The organism is Starkeya sp. ORNL1 (genome assembly GCF_012971745.1).
In the GTDB taxonomy this organism is placed as follows: domain Bacteria; phylum Pseudomonadota; class Alphaproteobacteria; order Rhizobiales; family Xanthobacteraceae; genus Ancylobacter.
Window position 1 is genome coordinate 4505499 of the sequence record NZ_CP048834.1, and the last position, 16699, is coordinate 4522197.

Annotated in this window: 18 protein-coding genes; 4 read left to right on the forward strand and 14 right to left on the reverse strand. The window is 67.8% G+C overall.

The features are described 5' to 3' along the window. Window positions 1-9: 9 nt before the first annotated feature. The 3 genes from G3545_RS21405 to G3545_RS21415 all read right to left on the reverse strand — a co-directional run bounded on the left by G3545_RS21405 (window position 10) and on the right by G3545_RS21415 (window position 3061). Window positions 10-945, reverse strand: a complete 936-nt coding sequence (locus G3545_RS21405; protein ID WP_170015472.1) for a prephenate/arogenate dehydrogenase family protein — start codon at window positions 943-945, stop codon at window positions 10-12. Continuing rightward, on the reverse strand, window positions 935-2071 hold the full coding sequence (hisC, locus tag G3545_RS21410) for a histidinol-phosphate transaminase (RefSeq protein WP_170015474.1): 1137 nt from the start codon (window positions 2069-2071) through the stop codon (window positions 935-937). The genes G3545_RS21405 and hisC overlap by 11 nt, the downstream gene beginning before the upstream one ends. Window positions 2072-2182: 111 nt before the next feature. Beyond that, the gene (locus G3545_RS21415) at window positions 2183-3061 is read right to left on the reverse strand and encodes a chorismate mutase (protein ID WP_170015476.1); all 879 of its coding nucleotides are present in this window, start codon (window positions 3059-3061) and stop codon (window positions 2183-2185) included. Window positions 3062-3243: 182 nt separating this feature from the next. Between G3545_RS21415 and G3545_RS21420 the strand changes: the two genes are divergently transcribed. After that, window positions 3244-4434, forward strand: coding sequence for a homoserine O-acetyltransferase (locus tag G3545_RS21420; RefSeq protein WP_170015478.1), 1191 nt, complete (start codon window positions 3244-3246; stop codon window positions 4432-4434). Further along, the gene (metW, locus tag G3545_RS21425) at window positions 4434-5102 is read left to right on the forward strand and encodes a methionine biosynthesis protein MetW (protein ID WP_170018211.1); all 669 of its coding nucleotides are present in this window, start codon (window positions 4434-4436) and stop codon (window positions 5100-5102) included. The genes G3545_RS21420 and metW overlap by 1 nt, the downstream gene beginning before the upstream one ends. 11 nt (window positions 5103-5113) lie before the next feature. On the opposite strand, the gene G3545_RS21430 is transcribed toward metW, so the two are convergent. Further along, window positions 5114-5365, reverse strand: coding sequence for a type II toxin-antitoxin system prevent-host-death family antitoxin (locus tag G3545_RS21430; protein WP_170015480.1), 252 nt, complete (start codon window positions 5363-5365; stop codon window positions 5114-5116). Window positions 5366-5441: 76 nt separating this feature from the next. Then, window positions 5442-6170, reverse strand: coding sequence for a methyltransferase domain-containing protein (locus G3545_RS21435; RefSeq protein ID WP_170015482.1), 729 nt, complete (start codon window positions 6168-6170; stop codon window positions 5442-5444). A 240-nt stretch (window positions 6171-6410) separates the two neighbouring features. On the opposite strand from G3545_RS21435, the gene G3545_RS21440 reads away from it, so the two are divergent. Together G3545_RS21440 and infA are read left to right on the forward strand one after the other, a co-directional pair. Then, the gene (locus tag G3545_RS21440) at window positions 6411-8000 is read left to right on the forward strand and encodes a DEAD/DEAH box helicase (protein WP_170015484.1); all 1590 of its coding nucleotides are present in this window, start codon (window positions 6411-6413) and stop codon (window positions 7998-8000) included. 100 nt (window positions 8001-8100) lie between these two features. Beyond that, window positions 8101-8382 carry a translation initiation factor IF-1 gene (gene infA, locus G3545_RS21445; protein ID WP_013168254.1) on the forward strand — a complete coding sequence of 94 codons (282 nt, stop codon included), beginning with the start codon at window positions 8101-8103 and terminating at the stop codon, window positions 8380-8382. Window positions 8383-8385: 3 nt separating this feature from the next. Here the strand turns inward: infA and G3545_RS21450 are convergent, their stop codons facing one another. The 9 genes from G3545_RS21450 to ccmA all read right to left on the reverse strand — a co-directional run bounded on the left by G3545_RS21450 (window position 8386) and on the right by ccmA (window position 16513). Then, the gene (locus tag G3545_RS21450; protein ID WP_170015486.1) at window positions 8386-9135 is read right to left on the reverse strand and encodes a GntR family transcriptional regulator; all 750 of its coding nucleotides are present in this window, start codon (window positions 9133-9135) and stop codon (window positions 8386-8388) included. 102 nt (window positions 9136-9237) lie between these two features. Continuing rightward, window positions 9238-9909, reverse strand: coding sequence for a thiaminase II (tenA, locus tag G3545_RS21455; protein WP_170015488.1), 672 nt, complete (start codon window positions 9907-9909; stop codon window positions 9238-9240). A gap of 69 nt (window positions 9910-9978) precedes the next feature. After that, a complete protein-coding gene (locus tag G3545_RS21460; protein ID WP_170015491.1) occupies window positions 9979-10416 on the reverse strand; it encodes a F0F1 ATP synthase subunit epsilon in 438 nt (145 codons plus the stop codon). Between the two features lie 44 nt (window positions 10417-10460). Continuing rightward, window positions 10461-11894 (reverse strand): F0F1 ATP synthase subunit beta, encoded by a 1434-nt coding sequence (gene atpD / locus G3545_RS21465; protein WP_170015493.1) that lies wholly within the window; start codon window positions 11892-11894, stop codon window positions 10461-10463. Window positions 11895-11920: 26 nt separating this feature from the next. Continuing rightward, the gene (locus G3545_RS21470; RefSeq protein ID WP_170015495.1) at window positions 11921-12802 is read right to left on the reverse strand and encodes a F0F1 ATP synthase subunit gamma; all 882 of its coding nucleotides are present in this window, start codon (window positions 12800-12802) and stop codon (window positions 11921-11923) included. Between the two features lie 24 nt (window positions 12803-12826). Next, entirely contained in the window at window positions 12827-14356 is a 1530-nt protein-coding gene (atpA, locus tag G3545_RS21475) for a F0F1 ATP synthase subunit alpha (protein ID WP_170015497.1), read from the reverse strand. Further along, on the reverse strand, window positions 14356-14910 hold the full coding sequence (locus G3545_RS21480; RefSeq protein ID WP_170015499.1) for a F0F1 ATP synthase subunit delta: 555 nt from the start codon (window positions 14908-14910) through the stop codon (window positions 14356-14358). Before G3545_RS21480 ends, atpA begins: the two co-directional genes overlap by 1 nt. A gap of 314 nt (window positions 14911-15224) precedes the next feature. Then, a complete protein-coding gene (gene ccmB / locus G3545_RS21485; RefSeq protein ID WP_170015501.1) occupies window positions 15225-15896 on the reverse strand; it encodes a heme exporter protein CcmB in 672 nt (223 codons plus the stop codon). Next, window positions 15893-16513, reverse strand: coding sequence for a heme ABC exporter ATP-binding protein CcmA (ccmA, locus tag G3545_RS21490; RefSeq protein ID WP_170015503.1), 621 nt, complete (start codon window positions 16511-16513; stop codon window positions 15893-15895). The genes ccmB and ccmA overlap by 4 nt, the downstream gene beginning before the upstream one ends. Window positions 16514-16699: the final 186 nt, after the last annotated feature.

The following is a 16699-nucleotide window of genomic DNA, read 5'->3' on the forward strand; positions in this document are numbered from 1 at the left end:
CCTACGCTTTCAGTCGTGCGCGCGGCCGAAGTCGGGCGCCGCGGTCTCCTGGCCCTGCTCGATGATGGAGCGGCGGATGGCGCGGGTGCGGGTGAACAGGTCGAATAGCGTGTCGCCCTGTTCCCAGCGGATCGCCCGCTGCAGCGCGATGAGATCCTCGGTGAAGCGGCCAAGCACCTCGATCACCGCCTCCCGATTGTTCAGGAACACGTCGCGCCACATGGTCGGGTCGGACGCCGCGATACGGGTGAAGTCGCGGAAGCCGCCGGCCGAGTATTTGATGACCTCGGAGCTGGTCACCGCCTCGAGGTCGGCTGCGGTGCCGACGATGTTGTAGGCGATCAGATGCGGCACGTGGCTGGTGATGGCGAGCACCAGGTCATGGTGCTCGGCGCTCATGGTCTCGACATTGGCGCCCATCGCCGCCCAGACCTCGGTGAGCTTCGCCACCGCCGCGCCATCGGCGCCTTCGGGCGGGGTGAGGATACACCAGCGGTTCTGGAACAGCGTCGCAAAGCCGGCGTCGGGACCGGAATATTCGGTGCCCGCCACCGGATGCGCCGGGATGATATGGGCGCTGCCGGGAATGTGTGCCTTCAGCGCAGTGAGCACCGCGCCCTTCACCGAGCCGACGTCGGAGACGATGGCGCCCGCTTCCAGATACGGGCCGATCTCGGCGGCGACCACGGCCATGGCGCCGACCGGCACGCAGATGATGACGAGGTCGGCGCCCTTCACCGCCTCGGCTGCGCTCGGCGCGATCTCGTCGGCGAGGCCGAGTTCGGCGGCGCGCTCACGCACCGCTTCCGAGGCGTCGGCGGCCACCGTGGTGCCGGCGAGCCGGCGGGTCTTGGCGGCATGCAGGATCGACGAGCCGATGAGGCCGATACCGATGACGGCGAGGCGCTTGACCAGCGGCGTCGCGAGCGGGGGATCAAGCACCATCGGGGCTCTCCCGGCCGGCGCCGAGGAACTCGGCCAATGTCGCGACCAGCAGGCGGTTGGCCTCCTCGGTGCCGATGCTGATGCGCAGCGCCGTCGGGATGCCATAGGAATCCACCCGCCGCACGATCAGCCCGCGCGAGGAGAGGAAGGCGTCGGCATCCGCCGCGGCGCGACCGGGCACCTGCGGGAAATGCACCAGGATGAAATTGGCCACGCTCGGTGTGACGGTGAGGCCCAGCGCGATAAGCTCGTTCGTCGTCCATTCCAGCCAGCGCACATTGTGCGCGATCGCGGCCTCGACGTGGCCGCCATCCTTGATCGCAGCGGTGGCGGCGGCGATCGCCGGGGCGTTGACATTGAAGGCGCCGCGGATGCGGTTCACCGCATCGATCACCTCGGGCGGCCCGTACATCCAGCCGACGCGCAGCGCCGCGAGGCCATGGATCTTGGAGAAGGTCCGCAGCATCACGACGTTCGAGCAGGTGGCGACCAGCTCGATGCCGGCCTCATAGTCGTTGCGCCGGACATACTCCGCATAGGCCGCGTCGAGTGCGAGCAGCACGTTGGGCGGCAGGCCCTGCTGCAGCCGCTTCACCTCGTCGAACGGAATGTAGGTGCCGGTCGGGTTGTTCGGATTGGCGAGGAACACGATGCGGGTGCGTTCGGTCACCGCTGCCAGCAGGGCGTCGACGTCCGAATGATAGTCGCGCTCCGGCGCCACGATCGGCGTCGCGCCGCTCGCCAGCGTGGCGATGCGATAGATGAGGAAGCCATATTGCGAATAGAGCACCTCGTCGCCCGGGCCGGCATAGGCATGGGCAATGAGGTTGATGAGCTCGTCCGAGCCGGTGCCGCAGACGATGCGAGCAGGATCGAGGCCGAAGGCGGCGCCGATCGCCTCGCGCAGCCTGGTCGACGAACCGTCCGGATAGGCCTCGAGCGCGGTCGAGCTGCGGTAGGCCTCCAGCGCGGCCGGGCTGGGACCGAGGGGGGTCTCGTTGGCCGAGAGCTTGTGCACCTTCACGCCCGGGCCCGCATGCGCCTTGCCGGGCACATAGGCCTCGATCTCCATCACGCTCGGCCGGGGAACGGGCCGGGTGGCGGCAGGCGCAGTGGCGGACGACATTTCAAGTGCTCCGGGAGTTTCAGGAAATCAGGCGCGGCAAGTCAGACAGGGCAAGTCAGACGGGGCAAGTCAGACGGGGCAAGTCAGACGGGGCAAGTCAGACGGGGCAAGTCAGGCGCCGTGGGTATAGCGGTTCGCGTGGCTGCCGACGAGGGCAGCGGAGCGCACCGAGGCACCGGCCGCGCGCAACGCGCCGAGCACGGCTTCCAGTCCGTGCGGCCCGCCATTGGCGTCGATCGAGACGGAGAGCAGCAAGGCAGCGCCATCGAGCCCGCGATCCGGCAGAGCGAGGACATCGGCGAGCGGAGCGACGGCCCGTGCCGCATTGGCGCTCCAGCCGGCGACGCGCACGCTCCAGGTCTCGACCTCGGTGACGGCACCGTCGCTGACCGGATGGGCGATGCAGAACACCGGCAGGCCGGCCGGGTGGTCGGCGCGCTCGACGAAGGGCAGGCGGGCGATGATCTTCGGCGCGCTCTCGGCCTCCAGCGCGGTCCACCAGGCGGTGGCGCCCGGAGCGGTGAAGGCCGGCACCAGGCCGAGATCGCCCTTGGAGGCCGCGACCGCGGCGACGACGCCGGCGGAGCCCATATGCGCCTCGAACGGCACGGTGAAGCCGAAATGGAAGCGCGCGGCATCGCGGATCGCCGCCTCGCCGGAGGCGACGTCGGCATGCACCGCATAGGGCGCCTGCACATAGGTGAAGGTGGAGATGATGACGCGCCAGATGCCCTCGACGGTGTCGACGGGGAGGATGCCGCGATGGCGATCGACGATATGCCGCATCATCGAGGCCTCGCGCGCCGGTCGGAACGCCGAGCCGCCTTCGGTGCCCTGCACGCGCTTGACGGCGACCAGCGTGTCGATGATCTCGCCGCGCTCGATCAAAAGCGCGTGCATCGCGGCGTCGATGCGGTCGATCTCGCCGCGCAGCTGGGCCAGCGACGGCAGTTCGGTCGGTAGCGTATCGGTGGGCTGTGAGGTCTTCATGGCGGGACATCGTCTTTGCGCGGGAGCGAAGTCTTGGCGCGGGAGCGAAGATCAAAACCATTTCCGGACGCAAAGCAATATTGACATTGCCGCGCTGTGGCTTAATTCCAGCGTCCGTTATAACGAACTTTTCGTCCGGTAGGACGATTGCGACGGCGGCACACCCGGCAAAGACGACGGACATGGCGGACGGCACGGCATCCTTCGTGGACATAGCGGCACCCGAGCTGGCGCGCGGCGAGGCCGACCGGCCGCACTCGGCCGTGGCACGCTTCGGCGCGGAGGCGCCGCTACTGCTGGATGCCGGCGGCGTGCTGAGCCCGTTCCAGATCGCCTACCAGACCTACGGCAATCTGAATGCCGCGCGCTCCAACGCCATCCTGCTCTGCCACGCGCTTTCCGGCGACCAGCATGCAGCGAACGTGCATCCCGTCACCGGCAAGCCGGGATGGTGGGAGACGCTGGTCGGGCCGGGCAAGCCGATCGACACCGATCGCTTCTTCGTCATCTGCTCGAACGTGCTCGGCGGCTGCATGGGCAGCACGGGTCCGTCCTCGCTCGATCCCTCGAGCCGCGCGCCGTATGGCCTCGATTTGCCGGTGCTGACGATCCGCGACATGGTGCGGGCGCAGGCCATGCTGATCGACCATCTCGGCATCGAGACGCTGCTGGCCGTGGTCGGCGGCTCGATGGGCGGCATGCAGGTGCTGCAATGGGCGGCGAGCTATCCCGAGCGCGTGTTCGCCGCCTTCCCGATGGCGAGCGGCGCGCGCCATTCGGCGCAGAACATCGCCTTCCATGAGGTCGGCCGGCAGGCGATCATGGCCGATCCGGAGTGGCGCGGCGGGCGCTATCTCACCGAGGGCGCCAATCCGCGGCGCGGTCTCGCGGTGGCGCGCATGGCGGCGCACATCACCTATATGTCGGATTCCTCGCTACACCGGAAATTCGGGCGGCGGCTGCAGGATCGCGAGGGGCGCACCTTCTCGTTCGATGCCGATTTCCAGGTGGAGAGCTATCTGCGCCACCAGGGCGAAGCGTTCGTCGATCGCTTCGACGCCAATTCCTATCTCTATGTCACGCGCGCCATGGATTATTTCGACCTCGCGGCGGACTATGGCGGCGTGCTGGCCAATGCCTTCAAGGGCACCAAGACCCGCTTCTGCCTGGTCTCCTTCACCACCGACTGGCTGTTCCCGACTGCGGAATCGCGCACCGTGGTGCACGCGCTGAACGCCGCCGGTGCCTCGGTCTCCTTTGCCGAGATCGACAGCGACAAGGGGCACGACGCCTTCCTGCTGGAAGAGCCGGAGCTGTTCGCCATCACCCGCGGCTTTCTGGACGCCGCCGCACGGGCGGTGGGGGTCGCATGATGTCTCCGCGTGATCTGGCGATCGCCGACCTCACCATGCGCGAGGCGGCCCGCGCCGCTTCCGGCAAGCGCGTCGACCTGCTGCTGGTCGCCGAGATGGTGGCGCCCGGCTCGCGGGTGCTCGACGTCGGCTGCGGCGACGGCGAACTGCTGGAGCTGCTGGCGACGACACGCGGCTGCGACGCCCGTGGCATCGAGCTTTCGCGCGAAGGCGTGAACGCCGCGGTGGCGCGCGGCCTAGCGGTGATCCAGGGCGACGCCGACATCGACCTCGCCGACTATCCGGACGATTCGTTCGACTATGTGATCCTGTCGCAGACCATCCAGGCAACGCGCCGGCCGAAATGGGTGCTGGAGCAGATGCTCCGGGTCGGGCGCAGCGCCATCGTCTCCTTCCCGAATTTCGGCTTCTGGCGGATGCGGCTCGATCTTCTGGTGAACGGCCGCATGCCGCGCACCGACAATCTGCCTTATGGCTGGCACGACACGCCGAACATCCATTTCTGCACCGTCCGCGACTTCGTCGAACTGGCCGACGAGGTCGGCGCGCGCATCGAGCACGCCGCGGCACTGGATGGAGCGGGGCAGAAGGTGCGGTTCAACCTGCCCTGGGGCGTGTGGAACCTGCTCGGCGAGCAGGCGGTGTTCATGCTGACGCGGAAAGGGTGAGGCGTCAGCGCTTAATCGGGTGTGTGCCGGCGAATGCTACGAAACGCTTCTTCAAGCGGAAGGAATTTTCCGTCGCGGACTTCCTGTTCGCCTATCGCGACGATCCTGACGAGCGCCAACGTTTCCCGCAACTCCTCATAGCGGGCGATATCCAGAAGCACGGCCCTGGGCTTGCCGTCCGCAGTGATGAGGGTCGGCCGCTCGTCACCGGTCAGTCCGTCGACCAACCCGTCTACATTTTCTGCGAAAACATCGACCGACACGCTGCGCTCGTAACGCTTCGTCGCACCCTCCGGTTGAATGGAGCATAGCCAATCAGAGCGAAGCGGGAAGCTATTCTCACCCGCCCGCCACCTGCGGCGCCATCACGGGTTCCAGCACGCGCAGGCGGGCGCGTTTGCGGATCGGGACCGGCTTGTAGACCTGCTTGGTGGCCTCCACGATGTGCACGCCGGCAAAGGGCGCCGAGACGCTGTGGCCGACGCGCTCCCACGCCACCGCGGTGCGCAGGAACCAGGCGCGCGGCACCGGCGGCACATAGAGCGCCTCGTCCCAGCCGACCGGTGTGAACAGCGCCTCGCGCAGCAGATTGGTGATCTGGCTGCGCGAGAAGGGCTGGCCGTGGCCGAACGGGGTGGTGTCGGCGCGGGCCCAGATGCCGCGCCGGTTCGGCACCACGCACAGCAGCCGGCCGCCGGGCGCCAGCACGCGCCAGACCTCGCGCAGCACGTCCGCGGCGTTCGGCGTCATCTCCAGGAGATGCACGGCGAGTACCCGGTCGATGACGCCATTGGGCAAAGGCAGTTCGGTCTCATCGACCAGCGCGGCGAGAGTGGGGGCGGCCGAGGGCCAGCGGGTGACGCCCTGCGCCCCCGGCATGAAGGCGAGCGTGCGCTCGCACTCCTCGCGGAACACACCGAGATAGGGCGTCGCATATCCGATGCCGAGCACCGACATGTTGGTGACGTCATCAAAGCGGGTGCGGATGGCACGCCCGACCAGCCGGCGTGTCACCACACCGAGCGGCTGGGCATAGAAGCTACGCAGGTCGACGACATCAGGAAACATGGCTGGAGCTTATAGCGCGGGCCGTGACGCCTTGAAATCACCACGCATTTGCGCCACATAGACGCCGTGTACGGGCGCTTCGCCTGTATCGGGGCCGCGTCGCTCGATTTCAGCGCTGATTATTGCGCAGTCTTCGGCCCCTCCCATCGGAATGTCCACTGACGTCCCAGGCCACGCGGGGTGTCTACCACCCCCGCGACACGCGGCCGCGCCATTCCGGCGCGAGGCCGCTCTTCGCCTATGAAAGAACGTTACTTGAACAGTTTTTCCGAGCTCGGCCTCGCCGAGCCCATTCTGAAGGCGCTTGCCGAAGCCAACCACGAAATCCCCACCCCGATCCAGGCCCAGGCCGTGCCGCATGTGCTGGCCGGCCGTGACCTCGTCGGAATTGCGCAGACCGGCACCGGCAAGACCGCGGCCTTCGCGCTGCCGATCCTGCACCACATCGCCACCGAGCGTCGCCGGCCGGAACGCCGGGCCGTCCGTGCGCTGATCCTGTCGCCGACCCGCGAGCTTTCCGGCCAGATCCTCGAGAGCTTCCGCCTCTATGGCCGCCATGTGCGGCCTTCGACCGCGCTCGCCATTGGTGGCGTGCCGCTTGGGCGGCAGGCCCGCGCCTTGATGGGCGGCGTCGACGTGCTGGTGGCGACCCCCGGCCGTCTCGTCGACCTGGTCGAGAATAATGCGGTGCGGCTCGACATGGTCGAGATGTTCGTCCTCGATGAGGCCGACCAGATGCTGGACATGGGCTTCATCCATGCCATTCGCGGCATCGTCGCCAAGCTGCCGCGGGTGCGTCGCAACCTGTTCTTCTCGGCCACCATGCCCAAGGAGATCGAGAAGCTCGCCGACCAGCTGCTCACCAACCCGGTCCGCGTGGCGGTGACGCCGGTGGCCAAGACCGCCGACAAGGTCGAGCAGAAGGTGATCTTCACCGACCGCAACGGCAAGCCCGACCTGCTTGCCGAACTGCTCTCCAGCGAAGCGGTGACCAGCGCGCTGGTGTTCGCCCGCACCAAGCACGGCGCCGATCGCGTGGTGAAGGGGCTCTCCACCGCCGGCATCGTCGCCGAGGCGATCCACGGCAACAAGTCGCAGCCGCAGCGCGAGCGTGCGCTCGCCGCCTTCCGCGAAGGCAAGGTGCGGGTGCTGGTGGCGACCGACATTGCGGCGCGCGGCATCGATGTGCCCGGCGTCAGCCACGTGGTGAATTACGACCTGCCGAACATCCCGGAGAGCTACGTGCACCGTATCGGCCGCACCGCGCGCGCCGGGGCGGATGGCATCGCCGTGTCGTTCTGCGACGGCGAGGAGCGGGCGTTCCTGCGCGACATCGAGCGGCTGATCAAGATTACCATCCCCTCGGAAGACCGGCGCCCGGCGCGCGGCTCCGGTGGTCCGCGCCCGCAAGGCGAGGCACGGCCGCAGGAAGGTCGCAGCGAAGGCCGTGGTTATGATCCGCGCCATTCCGACGGCCGCCCGCCGCGTCGCGACGGCGAGCGCAATTTCCGCTCGGGCCCTCGTCCGCCGCGCCCGGCCGGGGAGCGTCACGAGCCGCGTGCCGAGCAGCCGCGTTCCGAGCATCGCCGCCCGGAGCATGCGCGCGCCGATCACCCCAAGGTCGATCATTCCCGCACCGATCATCGCGGTGATCGCCGGGCCGATCGCCCGAATCACGAGCGTGGCGAGAAGGCCGCCGGCGATATGGGCGGCGTGCGCTTCATGCAGCAGCCGGCGCGCAGTGGCGAAGGCCAGCCGAAGCGCTGGCGCCAGGGTGGTGGTGGCGGCGGCGCCAATGGCGGTGGCCGCGGGCCGCGCACACCGCGCTGAGTGCGCGCAGAACGCGAGACAAAAGCCTGCCGTCGGAGTATGTCCCCTGCGGCAGGCCCCATCGAGCGGCAGTGACGGGCTATTATCAGGAGAGCCAGGAATGGCGAAAGAGGAACTGCTCGAGTTCGACGGCACGGTGACGGAAGTGCTCCCGGATGGGAACTTCCGCGTCGTGCTCGATAACGAACATGAGATTCTCGCCTATGCGGCGGGCAAGATGAAGAAGAACCGCATCCGCACCATTGTCGGCGATCGCGTCGTGGTCGAGATGTCGCCTTACGACCTCGAGCGCGGGCGCATCAATTTCCGCCACAAGACCGGCGGCCCCACCCCGCCGATCGGCTCGGGCCAGCGCCGCCCGCCGCCGGGCCGCCGCCGCTGAGCCTTATCCCGCCGGGCCGGATCTTGCCGGTCGCGGGCGGTTGAGGTCGCGCCGCGGGGGCATGCCGAGCGCATCGGCGAGCCCATCCCGCCGCGCCGCCGGCTCGACGAGGTCCATGTCCGCTCCGACATGGGCGATGTGTTCGCGCATCAGCCGCATCGCGGTTTCCGCATCCCGCGCCTCGATCGCCGCGGCGATGGCGGCATGCTCATGGGGCGGGCAGCTCGCGTGCTCGCCCCGCGCATAAAGCAGGATGGCGAGCGAGGAGAGCGCCTGGAGCTCGGTAAGCAGCCGGGCGAATACCGGATTTCCCGCGATCTCCGCCAGCGTGACATGGAACTCGCCGGTGAGGCGCACCAAAGCCGCTCGGTCGCCGGAGGCGCGGGCAGCATCCTCCGCGGCGAGATGATGGCGCAGGCGTGTTGCCGCACCGGCCTCGCAGGCGCAGGCCGCGAGCCCGGCGACTTCCGGCTCGACGACGGCGCGCGCCGCCATCACATGGCGGGCTTCCGCCCGGCTCGGCGCGGCGACGAAAGCACCGCGATTGGGGTGATGCTCGACGATGCCGTCCTGGGCGAGACGGGCGAGGGCCTGGCGCACCACGGTGCGGCTGACCGCGAACAATTCGGCAAGCCGATCCTCGGTGAGCTTCTCGCCGGGGGGCAGGCGGCGTTCGAAGATGGCCTGCAGGATGCGCGCGCGGATCACCGCTTCTGAGCGGCCACGCGGCGCGGCGACGGCTTCAGTCGTCATGTCCTGCATGGTTCGCGATTGCTCGAGCGGCCCCGGTTGATTGCGCCCCTCGATCGTAGCCAAACCATGGCGTCTGGATAGGCTTATTCGCCGGCGTCGCGTTCAGCCCACCGGCCATTGCGCCAGCCGCCATGCGGAATCCCAGAACATCCATTCGAGCTGGCTCGCCCGCGCATAGGCGGCATGCATCGCCGCGAGCGTCTCCGGCGCGGCTTTCAGGGCCGCGCGGTCGGTCGCCTCGATCGCGGCGCGCACCACCTCGTGGAACTCCTCGCCGGCATAGGTATCGATCCAGGCGTCATAGGGGTTGGGGCGCACGGCGCGGGCGAGGATGTCGCGGCCGACCTCGGCATAGATCCAGAAGCAGGGCAGCACGGTCGCCAATACCACCGGATACGGCTCGGCATGCGCCTTGGCGACGAGGAAGTTCACATAGTGATCGCACACCGGAGACAGCGGAGTGTCGGTGAAATCCTCGCGCGAGATGCCGAAGCGGATGAAATAATCGTCATGCAGCGAGCGCTCCACCACCACGGCGTCGTGGGCGGCCCGGCTGAACTGCACGATGCCCGCGGGATCGTCGGCCTTCGCCGCGGCCAGCGCCAGGGCGCGGGCAAAGGCGATGAGGTAGTGCGAATCCTGGATGATGAAGTGGCGGAACCGGTCAAGGCTGAGCGAGCCGTCGGCCAGCGCTTCGACGAAGGGCATGGTGCAAATGGCTTCGAACACCGGGAGATTGCGCTCCCAAGCGGTGGCGCTGAAGGTCTCGGTCATGGCTTCCGGGCTCCACATAAGCAAAGGGCCGCCAGCGGCGGCCCCTCGGTCGTCAGGAATTCGCGGTCGTCAGGAAACTCCAAGCCGCTCAATGCGCACGGAGTGCGCGTCCGCTTCGATGGCGGCGGCGGTCGTCTTCAGCGCGTCGAGATAGCTCGTCGCCCTCAGCATGGCGGCGTCGCCCTTGGCGTCCTCGACGTCTTCCTCGGCGTCCTTGATCATCTGCGCGAGCAGCTCGTGCCTGAGCTCGGAGAGCGGCACGGCTGTCTCGGCGAGCACGGTGAGGCCTGCCGGATTGGCTTCGGCAAAGCCGCCACGCACGAACAGCTTCTTCTCCGCGCCGTCGCCCTTGATGGTGAGCACGCCGGGCTTCAGCGTCGAGACGAAGGGCGCATGGCCGGCGAGCACGCCGAATTCGCCTTCGCTGCCTGGCACGATGACCTCGGTCACCGCGCCGGAATAGACGAGGCGCTCCGGCGAGACGAGTTCAAACGGAAAGGTGGCCATAGGTCCTCCAGAGGCTGCGTCAGGCTGCGTCGATCAGGAACGGATCACGCGGCCTCGGCGGCGAGCTTCTTGCCCTTCTCGATCGCCTCTTCAATGGTGCCGACCATGTAGAAGGCCTGCTCCGGCAGGTGGTCGTACTTGCCTTCAACAAGGCCCTTGAAGCCCTTGATGGTGTCGGCGAGGTCGACCAGCTTGCCCGGCGAACCGGTGAACACTTCGGCGACGTGGAAGGGCTGGGAGAGGAAGCGCTCGATCTTGCGGGCGCGGGCGACCGTGGTCTTGTCCTCTTCCGAGAGCTCGTCCATGCCCAGGATGGCGATGATGTCCTGAAGCGACTTGTAGCGCTGCAGCGTCTGCTGCACCTGGCGGGCCACCGCGTAATGCTCCTCGCCGATGACCAGCGGCGAGAGGATGCGCGAGGTGCTGTCCAGCGGGTCGACCGCCGGATAGATGCCCTTCTCCGCGATCGAGCGCGACAGCACGGTGGTGGCGTCGAGATGGGCGAAGGAGGTGGCCGGCGCCGGGTCGGTCAGGTCGTCGGCGGGCACATAGATGGCCTGCACCGAGGTGATCGAACCCTTGGTGGTGGTGGTGATGCGCTCCTGCAGCGCGCCCATGTCGGTGGCGAGCGTCGGCTGATAACCCACCGCCGAAGGGATACGGCCGAGCAGAGCCGACACTTCTGAACCCGCCTGGGTAAAGCGGAAGATGTTGTCGACGAAGAACAGCACGTCCTGGCCCTGGTCGCGGAAGTGCTCGGCGACGGTGAGGCCGGTAAGCGCGACGCGGGCGCGGGCGCCCGGCGGCTCGTTCATCTGGCCATAGACCAGCGCGCACTTGGAGCCGGCGGAGGAGCCGCCATTCTCGTGCGGATCGACGTTCACCTTGGACTCGATCATCTCGTGATAGAGATCGTTGCCCTCGCGGGTGCGCTCGCCGACGCCGGCGAACACGGAGTAACCGCCGTGCGCCTTCGCGATGTTGTTGATGAGCTCCATGATGAGCACCGTCTTGCCGACGCCGGCGCCGCCGAACAGGCCGACCTTGCCGCCCTTGGAGTAGGGTGCCAGCAGGTCGACGACCTTGATGCCGGTGACGAGGATCTCGGCCTCGGTCGACTGCTCGGCATAGGTGGGGGCCGGCTGGTGGATGCCGCGGGTGGTCTCGCCGACCACCGGGCCGGCTTCGTCCACCGGCTCGCCGATGACGTTCATGATGCGGCCGAGCGTGGCAATGCCGACCGGCACCGAGATCGGCCCGCCGGTATCGGTGACCTCGCGGCCGCGGACCAGACCCTCGGTCGAGTCCATGGCGATGGTGCGGACAGTGTTCTCGCCGAGATGCTGGGCGACTTCCAGCACGAGGCGGTTGCCGTTGTTGGTGGTCTCGAGGGCGTTGAGGATATGCGGGAGATGATCCTCGAACTGCACGTCCACGACGGCGCCGATGACCTGCGTGATGCGTCCGACCTTAGCCATGTCTGTCGTCCTTTCGGGTCCGTGCCTCACAGCGCCTCAGCGCCGGAGATGATCTCGATGAGTTCCTTCGTGATCATCGCCTGGCGCGTGCGGTTGTAGGTCAGAGTCTGTTTCTTGATCATGTCGCCCGCGTTGCGGGTCGCATTGTCCATCGCGCTCATGCGCGCGCCCTGTTCGGACGCGCCATTCTCGAGCAGCGCCTTGAAAATCTGCACCGCGAGGTTGCGCGGCAGGAGATCCGCGAGGATCTGGGCTTCCTCGGGCTCGTAATCATAGACCGCCACCGCGCCGTTCGCAGCCACGGCGGCTTCCGGGAAGGTCGCCGGGATGATCTGCTGGGCGGTCGGGATCTGCGAGATCACCGACTGGAAGCGGCTGAAGAACTGGGTCGCGATGTCGAACTCGCCGGCGGAGAACATCGCCGAGATCTTCTCGGCAATGGCCTGCGCGTCGGCGAAGGTCACGCCCTTGTTGCTGCGCAGCTCGACCACTTCGACGATCTGGGTCGGGAACAGCCGGCGCAGCGGGTCATAGCCCTTGCGGCCGACGCAGAAGATCTTGACCGTCTTGCCCTGGCCCATCAGCGCATAGGCGCGCTCGCGGGCGAGGCGGACGATCGAGGAGTTGAAGGCGCCGCACAGGCCGCGCTCGGCGGTCAGCACGAGCAGCAGGTGCACGTCGTCCTTGCCGGTGCCGGTGAGCAGCAGCGGCGCGTCCGGGCCACCCGAGACGGCGCCGGCAATGTTGCCGAGCACCGTCTCCATGCGCTGGGCATAGGGGCGCGCGGCCTCGGCAGCAGTCTGGGCGCGCCGCAGCTTGGCGGCGGCGACCATCTGCATCGCCTTGGTGATCTTCTGCGTCGCCTTCACCGAAGCGATGCGGTTGCGCAGATCCTTGAGGCTCGGCATCCGAGTGCGTTCCCCGCTGCCTGATCAGGCGAAGGTCTTGGCGAAGGCATCGATCGCCTTCGTCAGCTTTTCCGTGGTGTCCTTGGATAGTTCCTTGGACGTGCGGATGGCATCGAGGATGTCGGCGTTGTTGGTGCGCAGGAACAGCAGCAGGCCGTTCTCGAACGCGCGCACCTTGGCGACCGGCAGGCCGTCGAGATAGCCGTTGGTGCCGGCGAAGATCACCACCACCTGCTCCTCGACCTTCAGCGGCGAGAACTGCGACTGCTTCAGCAGCTCGGTGAGGCGGGCGCCGCGGTTCAGCAGCTTCTGCGTCGCGGCGTCGAGATCGGAGCCGAACTGGGCGAAGGCCGCGAGCTCACGATACTGGGCGAGCTCGCCCTTGATCTTGCCGGCGACCTGCTTCATCGCCTTGATCTGCGCGGACGAACCCACGCGGGACACCGAGAGGCCGACATTCACCGCTGGGCGGATGCCCTGGAAGAACAGGTCGGACTCCAGGAAGATCTGGCCGTCGGTGATGGAGATGACGTTGGTCGGGATATAGGCCGACACGTCGTTGGCCTGCGTCTCAATGACGGGCAGGGCTGTCAGCGAGCCGGCGCCGTTGTCGTCATTGAGCTTCGCGGCGCGCTCCAGCAGGCGCGAGTGGAGATAGAACACGTCGCCCGGATAGGCTTCGCGGCCCGGCGGGCGGCGCAGCAGCAGCGACATCTGGCGGTACGCCACGGCCTGCTTGGACAGGTCGTCATGGATGATGAGGGCGTGCATGCCGTTGTCGCGGAAGAACTCGCCCATGGCGGTGCCGGAGAACGGCGCCAGGAACTGCATCGGCGCGGCGTCGGAGGCGGTGGCGGCGACGATGATGGAATAGTCGAGCGCGCCCTGCTCCTCCAGCACCTTCACGAACTGCGCGACGGTGGAGCGCTTCTGCCCGATCGCGACATAGACGCAATAGAGCTTGGCCTTCTCGTCGTCGCCGGCATTGATCGGCTTCTGGTTCAGGATGGTGTCGAGCGCGATCGCGGTCTTGCCGGTCTGGCGGTCGCCGATGATCAGCTCGCGCTGGCCGCGGCCGATCGGGATCAGCGCGTCGATTGCCTTGAGGCCGGTCTGCATCGGCTCATGGACCGACTTGCGCGGGATGATGCCCGGCGCCTTGACGTCGACGCGGCGGCGCTCGGTGGACTCGATCGGGCCCTTGCCGTCGATCGGGTTGCCCAGCGCGTCGACGACGCGGCCGAGCAGGCCCTTGCCGACCGGCACGTCCACGATGGCGCCGGTGCGCTTCACCGTGTCGCCTTCGGAGATGGAGCGGTCGGAGCCGAAGATCACGATGCCGACATTGTCGGTCTCGAGGTTCAGCGCCATGCCGCGGGTGCCGTCCGGGAACTCGACCATTTCGCCGGCCTGGACATTGTCGAGGCCGTAGACACGGGCGATGCCGTCACCGACGGAGAGGACCTGACCGACCTCGGAGACTTCGGCTTCCTGGCCGAAATTCTTGATCTGCTCCTTGAGGATCGCGGAAATTTCTGCGGCGCGGATATCCATCAGCGAACCTCTTTCATCGCGTAGCGGATAGAATTGAGCTTGGTCTTGAGCGAGGCGTCGACCAGCCTGGAGCCGATCTTCACCTTCAGCCCGCCGAGCAGCGAGGGGTCGACCTCGACCGCAAGCTTCACATGCTTGCCGGTCATGGTGTCGAGAGCTTCCTTCAAGGTCGCGGCGTGCGCATCGGACAGCGGCTGCGCCACCGTCACCTCGGCAACCACCTCACCCCTCGCCGCGGCGGCGAGGGCGTCGAAGCCGCGGATGATGGCCTCGATCGCGAACAGGCGGCGATTGCTGGCGACGGTCTTGAAGAAATTGGCGGCAAGGCCGGAGATGCCCGCCTTGTCGAGAATGGCGACAATGGCCTTCTCCTGCTCTTCGGCAGAGAAGACCGGGCTGCGCACCAGGCGCTTGAGATCGTCGCTCTCGGCGATCATGGCGGTGAAGCTGTCGAGATCCGCCTTTACGGCGTCGATGGCGCCGGCTTCGCTGGCCAGCTCGAACAGAGCGGTCGCGTAGCGTCCTGCCACCCCGGATACGAACGTTTCGGCCACCGTGCCTCTCTCGGGCTGTCCGGGGCGATCCACGACCAACGCGGCGCGGGCTCACTCCCCAAGAATTACAAGGGTTTCAACCTGTCCGGGGGGTACTTTGAACCCCAACCCTCCGGAAGGATCGGCGGTTCCCTAACACGGCTTCCACCGTGCTGCAACACGATGAAGTGAGGCATTGGCGGGGGCAAATGACGCAGTCTGGCGACGGCACCCGCCGTCACGTAAACTTCTGGCATGCCAGGGCATTGGGAAGGCTGCGGCGCATTGCTGCACCAAGGCCGGTCCGAGGCCCTGGTGCCCGGTATGAAGCCGGCTCAGTCTCTGGTGGCGCGCAGTGCCGCGGCGGCGGCGACCGGGCCGAGCACCATCGCGCCGACCGACAGGCCGGCCAGCATCAGGAAGGGCGTGCCGAACGGCACCGGCCCGGTCACCGCCGCAGAGGTAGCTGCGACGCCGAAGATCAGCACCGGGATGGTGAGCGGCAGCACCAGCACGGCCACCAGCAATCCGCCGCGGCGGAAGGCGCTGGCGAAGGCGGCGCCGACCAGGCCGAGGAAGGTTACCGCCGGGGTGCCGACCAGCAGTGTGAGCGTCACCGCCCCGGTCGCCGCCGGTTCCAGGTTCAGCAGCAGGGCGAGGATCGGCGCGGCGACGACCAGCGGCAGGCCGGTGGCCAGCCAATGGGCGAGGCCCTTGGCGGCGGCGGCCAGCTCGACCGGCAGTTCCAGCATGAAGATGAGGTCGAGCGAGCCGTCCTCGGCATCCGCCGCGAACAGCCGGTCGAGCCCGATCAGGCAGGCGAGCAGAGCGCCGATCCACAAGATCGCCGGGCCGATGCGAGCGAGCAGCACGAGGTCCGGCCCGATGGCGAAGGGCGTCACCACCACCACGGCGAGGAAGAACACGACGCCGAGCCCGGCGCCGCCGCCGGCGCGCAGGGCCAGGGCCAGGTCGCGCCTCACCAGAGCGAGGAAAGAAGCGGTCATGCCGCGCTCGCGATGATGGGCGTGCCGAGGCGCAGTTCCTGCGTCGTGCCGAAATCGAGCGGGGCATGGGTGGCGGCGACGATCAGGCCGCCGGAGGCGAGATGATCGCGCGCGAGTGCGCTCACGCGCGCCTGAGCACTGATGTCGAGAGCCGTGGTCGGCTCGTCGAGCAGCCAGAGCGGCCGGCGGGCGACGATGAGGCGGGCGAGCGCAAGGCGACGCTTCTGGCCGGCGGAGAGCACCGCGACCGGCAGGCGGGCAAGCGCGGCGAGGCCGACTTCTGCGAGCGCCTCATCGACCGACAGCGCCGGGCTGCCCAGCACGGTGCGCCAGAAGGCGAGGTTCTCGGAGACGGAAAGCGCGGCCTTGTGGGCATCGAGGTGGCCGAGATAGTGCGCCTGCTCGCCAAGCGGGACATCCGACAAGCCGCCTTCCAGCCGGACCGTGCCGGCCTGCAGCGTCGCGAGCCCGGCGAGGAGCCGCAGCAGCGAGGACTTGCCGGTGCCGTTCGGTCCGGTCACCACCAGCGCCTGCCCTTGGTCGAGCGAGAAACCGAGATCCTGGAACAGCAGGCGGGAGCCGCGCGTGCAGGACAGCCCTTCAGCGATCAGCCGCATGGTGTCCCCAAATGGTGCTCGCTTCGGCGCCCCAACCACACGTTGCGGCGCACTATTTGCCCTCGCACTGCATCATCCCTCTATGATCGCCGTTTGAAATCGCTCTATAAAGAAAACCGAACGACGTACCGTCCCATGGCAGGAAGCCCTGCGAGCTATAGCCCGCGGCTCCGTCCTGTCCAAGTT

Excerpts from the sequence above, each read along its gene's own strand:
- G3545_RS21405 (WP_170015472.1), bottom strand. The coding sequence starts at position 945 with ATGGTGCTTGATCCCCCGCTCGCGACGCCGCTGGTCAAGCGCCTCGCC.
- hisC (WP_170015474.1), bottom strand. The coding sequence starts at position 2,071 with ATGTCGTCCGCCACTGCGCCTGCCGCCACCCGGCCCGTTCCCCGGCCG.
- G3545_RS21415 (WP_170015476.1), bottom strand. The coding sequence starts at position 3,061 with ATGAAGACCTCACAGCCCACCGATACGCTACCGACCGAACTGCCGTCG.
- G3545_RS21420 (WP_170015478.1), top strand. The coding sequence starts at position 3,244 with ATGGCGGACGGCACGGCATCCTTCGTGGACATAGCGGCACCCGAGCTG.
- metW (WP_170018211.1), top strand. The coding sequence starts at position 4,434 with ATGTCTCCGCGTGATCTGGCGATCGCCGACCTCACCATGCGCGAGGCG.
- G3545_RS21435 (WP_170015482.1), bottom strand. The coding sequence starts at position 6,170 with ATGTTTCCTGATGTCGTCGACCTGCGTAGCTTCTATGCCCAGCCGCTC.
- G3545_RS21440 (WP_170015484.1), top strand. The coding sequence starts at position 6,411 with ATGAAAGAACGTTACTTGAACAGTTTTTCCGAGCTCGGCCTCGCCGAG.
- infA (WP_013168254.1), top strand. The coding sequence starts at position 8,101 with ATGGCGAAAGAGGAACTGCTCGAGTTCGACGGCACGGTGACGGAAGTG.
- G3545_RS21450 (WP_170015486.1), bottom strand. The coding sequence starts at position 9,135 with ATGACGACTGAAGCCGTCGCCGCGCCGCGTGGCCGCTCAGAAGCGGTG.
- tenA (WP_170015488.1), bottom strand. The coding sequence starts at position 9,909 with ATGACCGAGACCTTCAGCGCCACCGCTTGGGAGCGCAATCTCCCGGTG.
- G3545_RS21460 (WP_170015491.1), bottom strand. The coding sequence starts at position 10,416 with ATGGCCACCTTTCCGTTTGAACTCGTCTCGCCGGAGCGCCTCGTCTAT.
- atpD (WP_170015493.1), bottom strand. The coding sequence starts at position 11,894 with ATGGCTAAGGTCGGACGCATCACGCAGGTCATCGGCGCCGTCGTGGAC.
- G3545_RS21470 (WP_170015495.1), bottom strand. The coding sequence starts at position 12,802 with ATGCCGAGCCTCAAGGATCTGCGCAACCGCATCGCTTCGGTGAAGGCG.
- atpA (WP_170015497.1), bottom strand. The coding sequence starts at position 14,356 with ATGGATATCCGCGCCGCAGAAATTTCCGCGATCCTCAAGGAGCAGATC.
- ccmB (WP_170015501.1), bottom strand. The coding sequence starts at position 15,896 with ATGACCGCTTCTTTCCTCGCTCTGGTGAGGCGCGACCTGGCCCTGGCC.
- ccmA (WP_170015503.1), bottom strand. The coding sequence starts at position 16,513 with ATGCGGCTGATCGCTGAAGGGCTGTCCTGCACGCGCGGCTCCCGCCTG.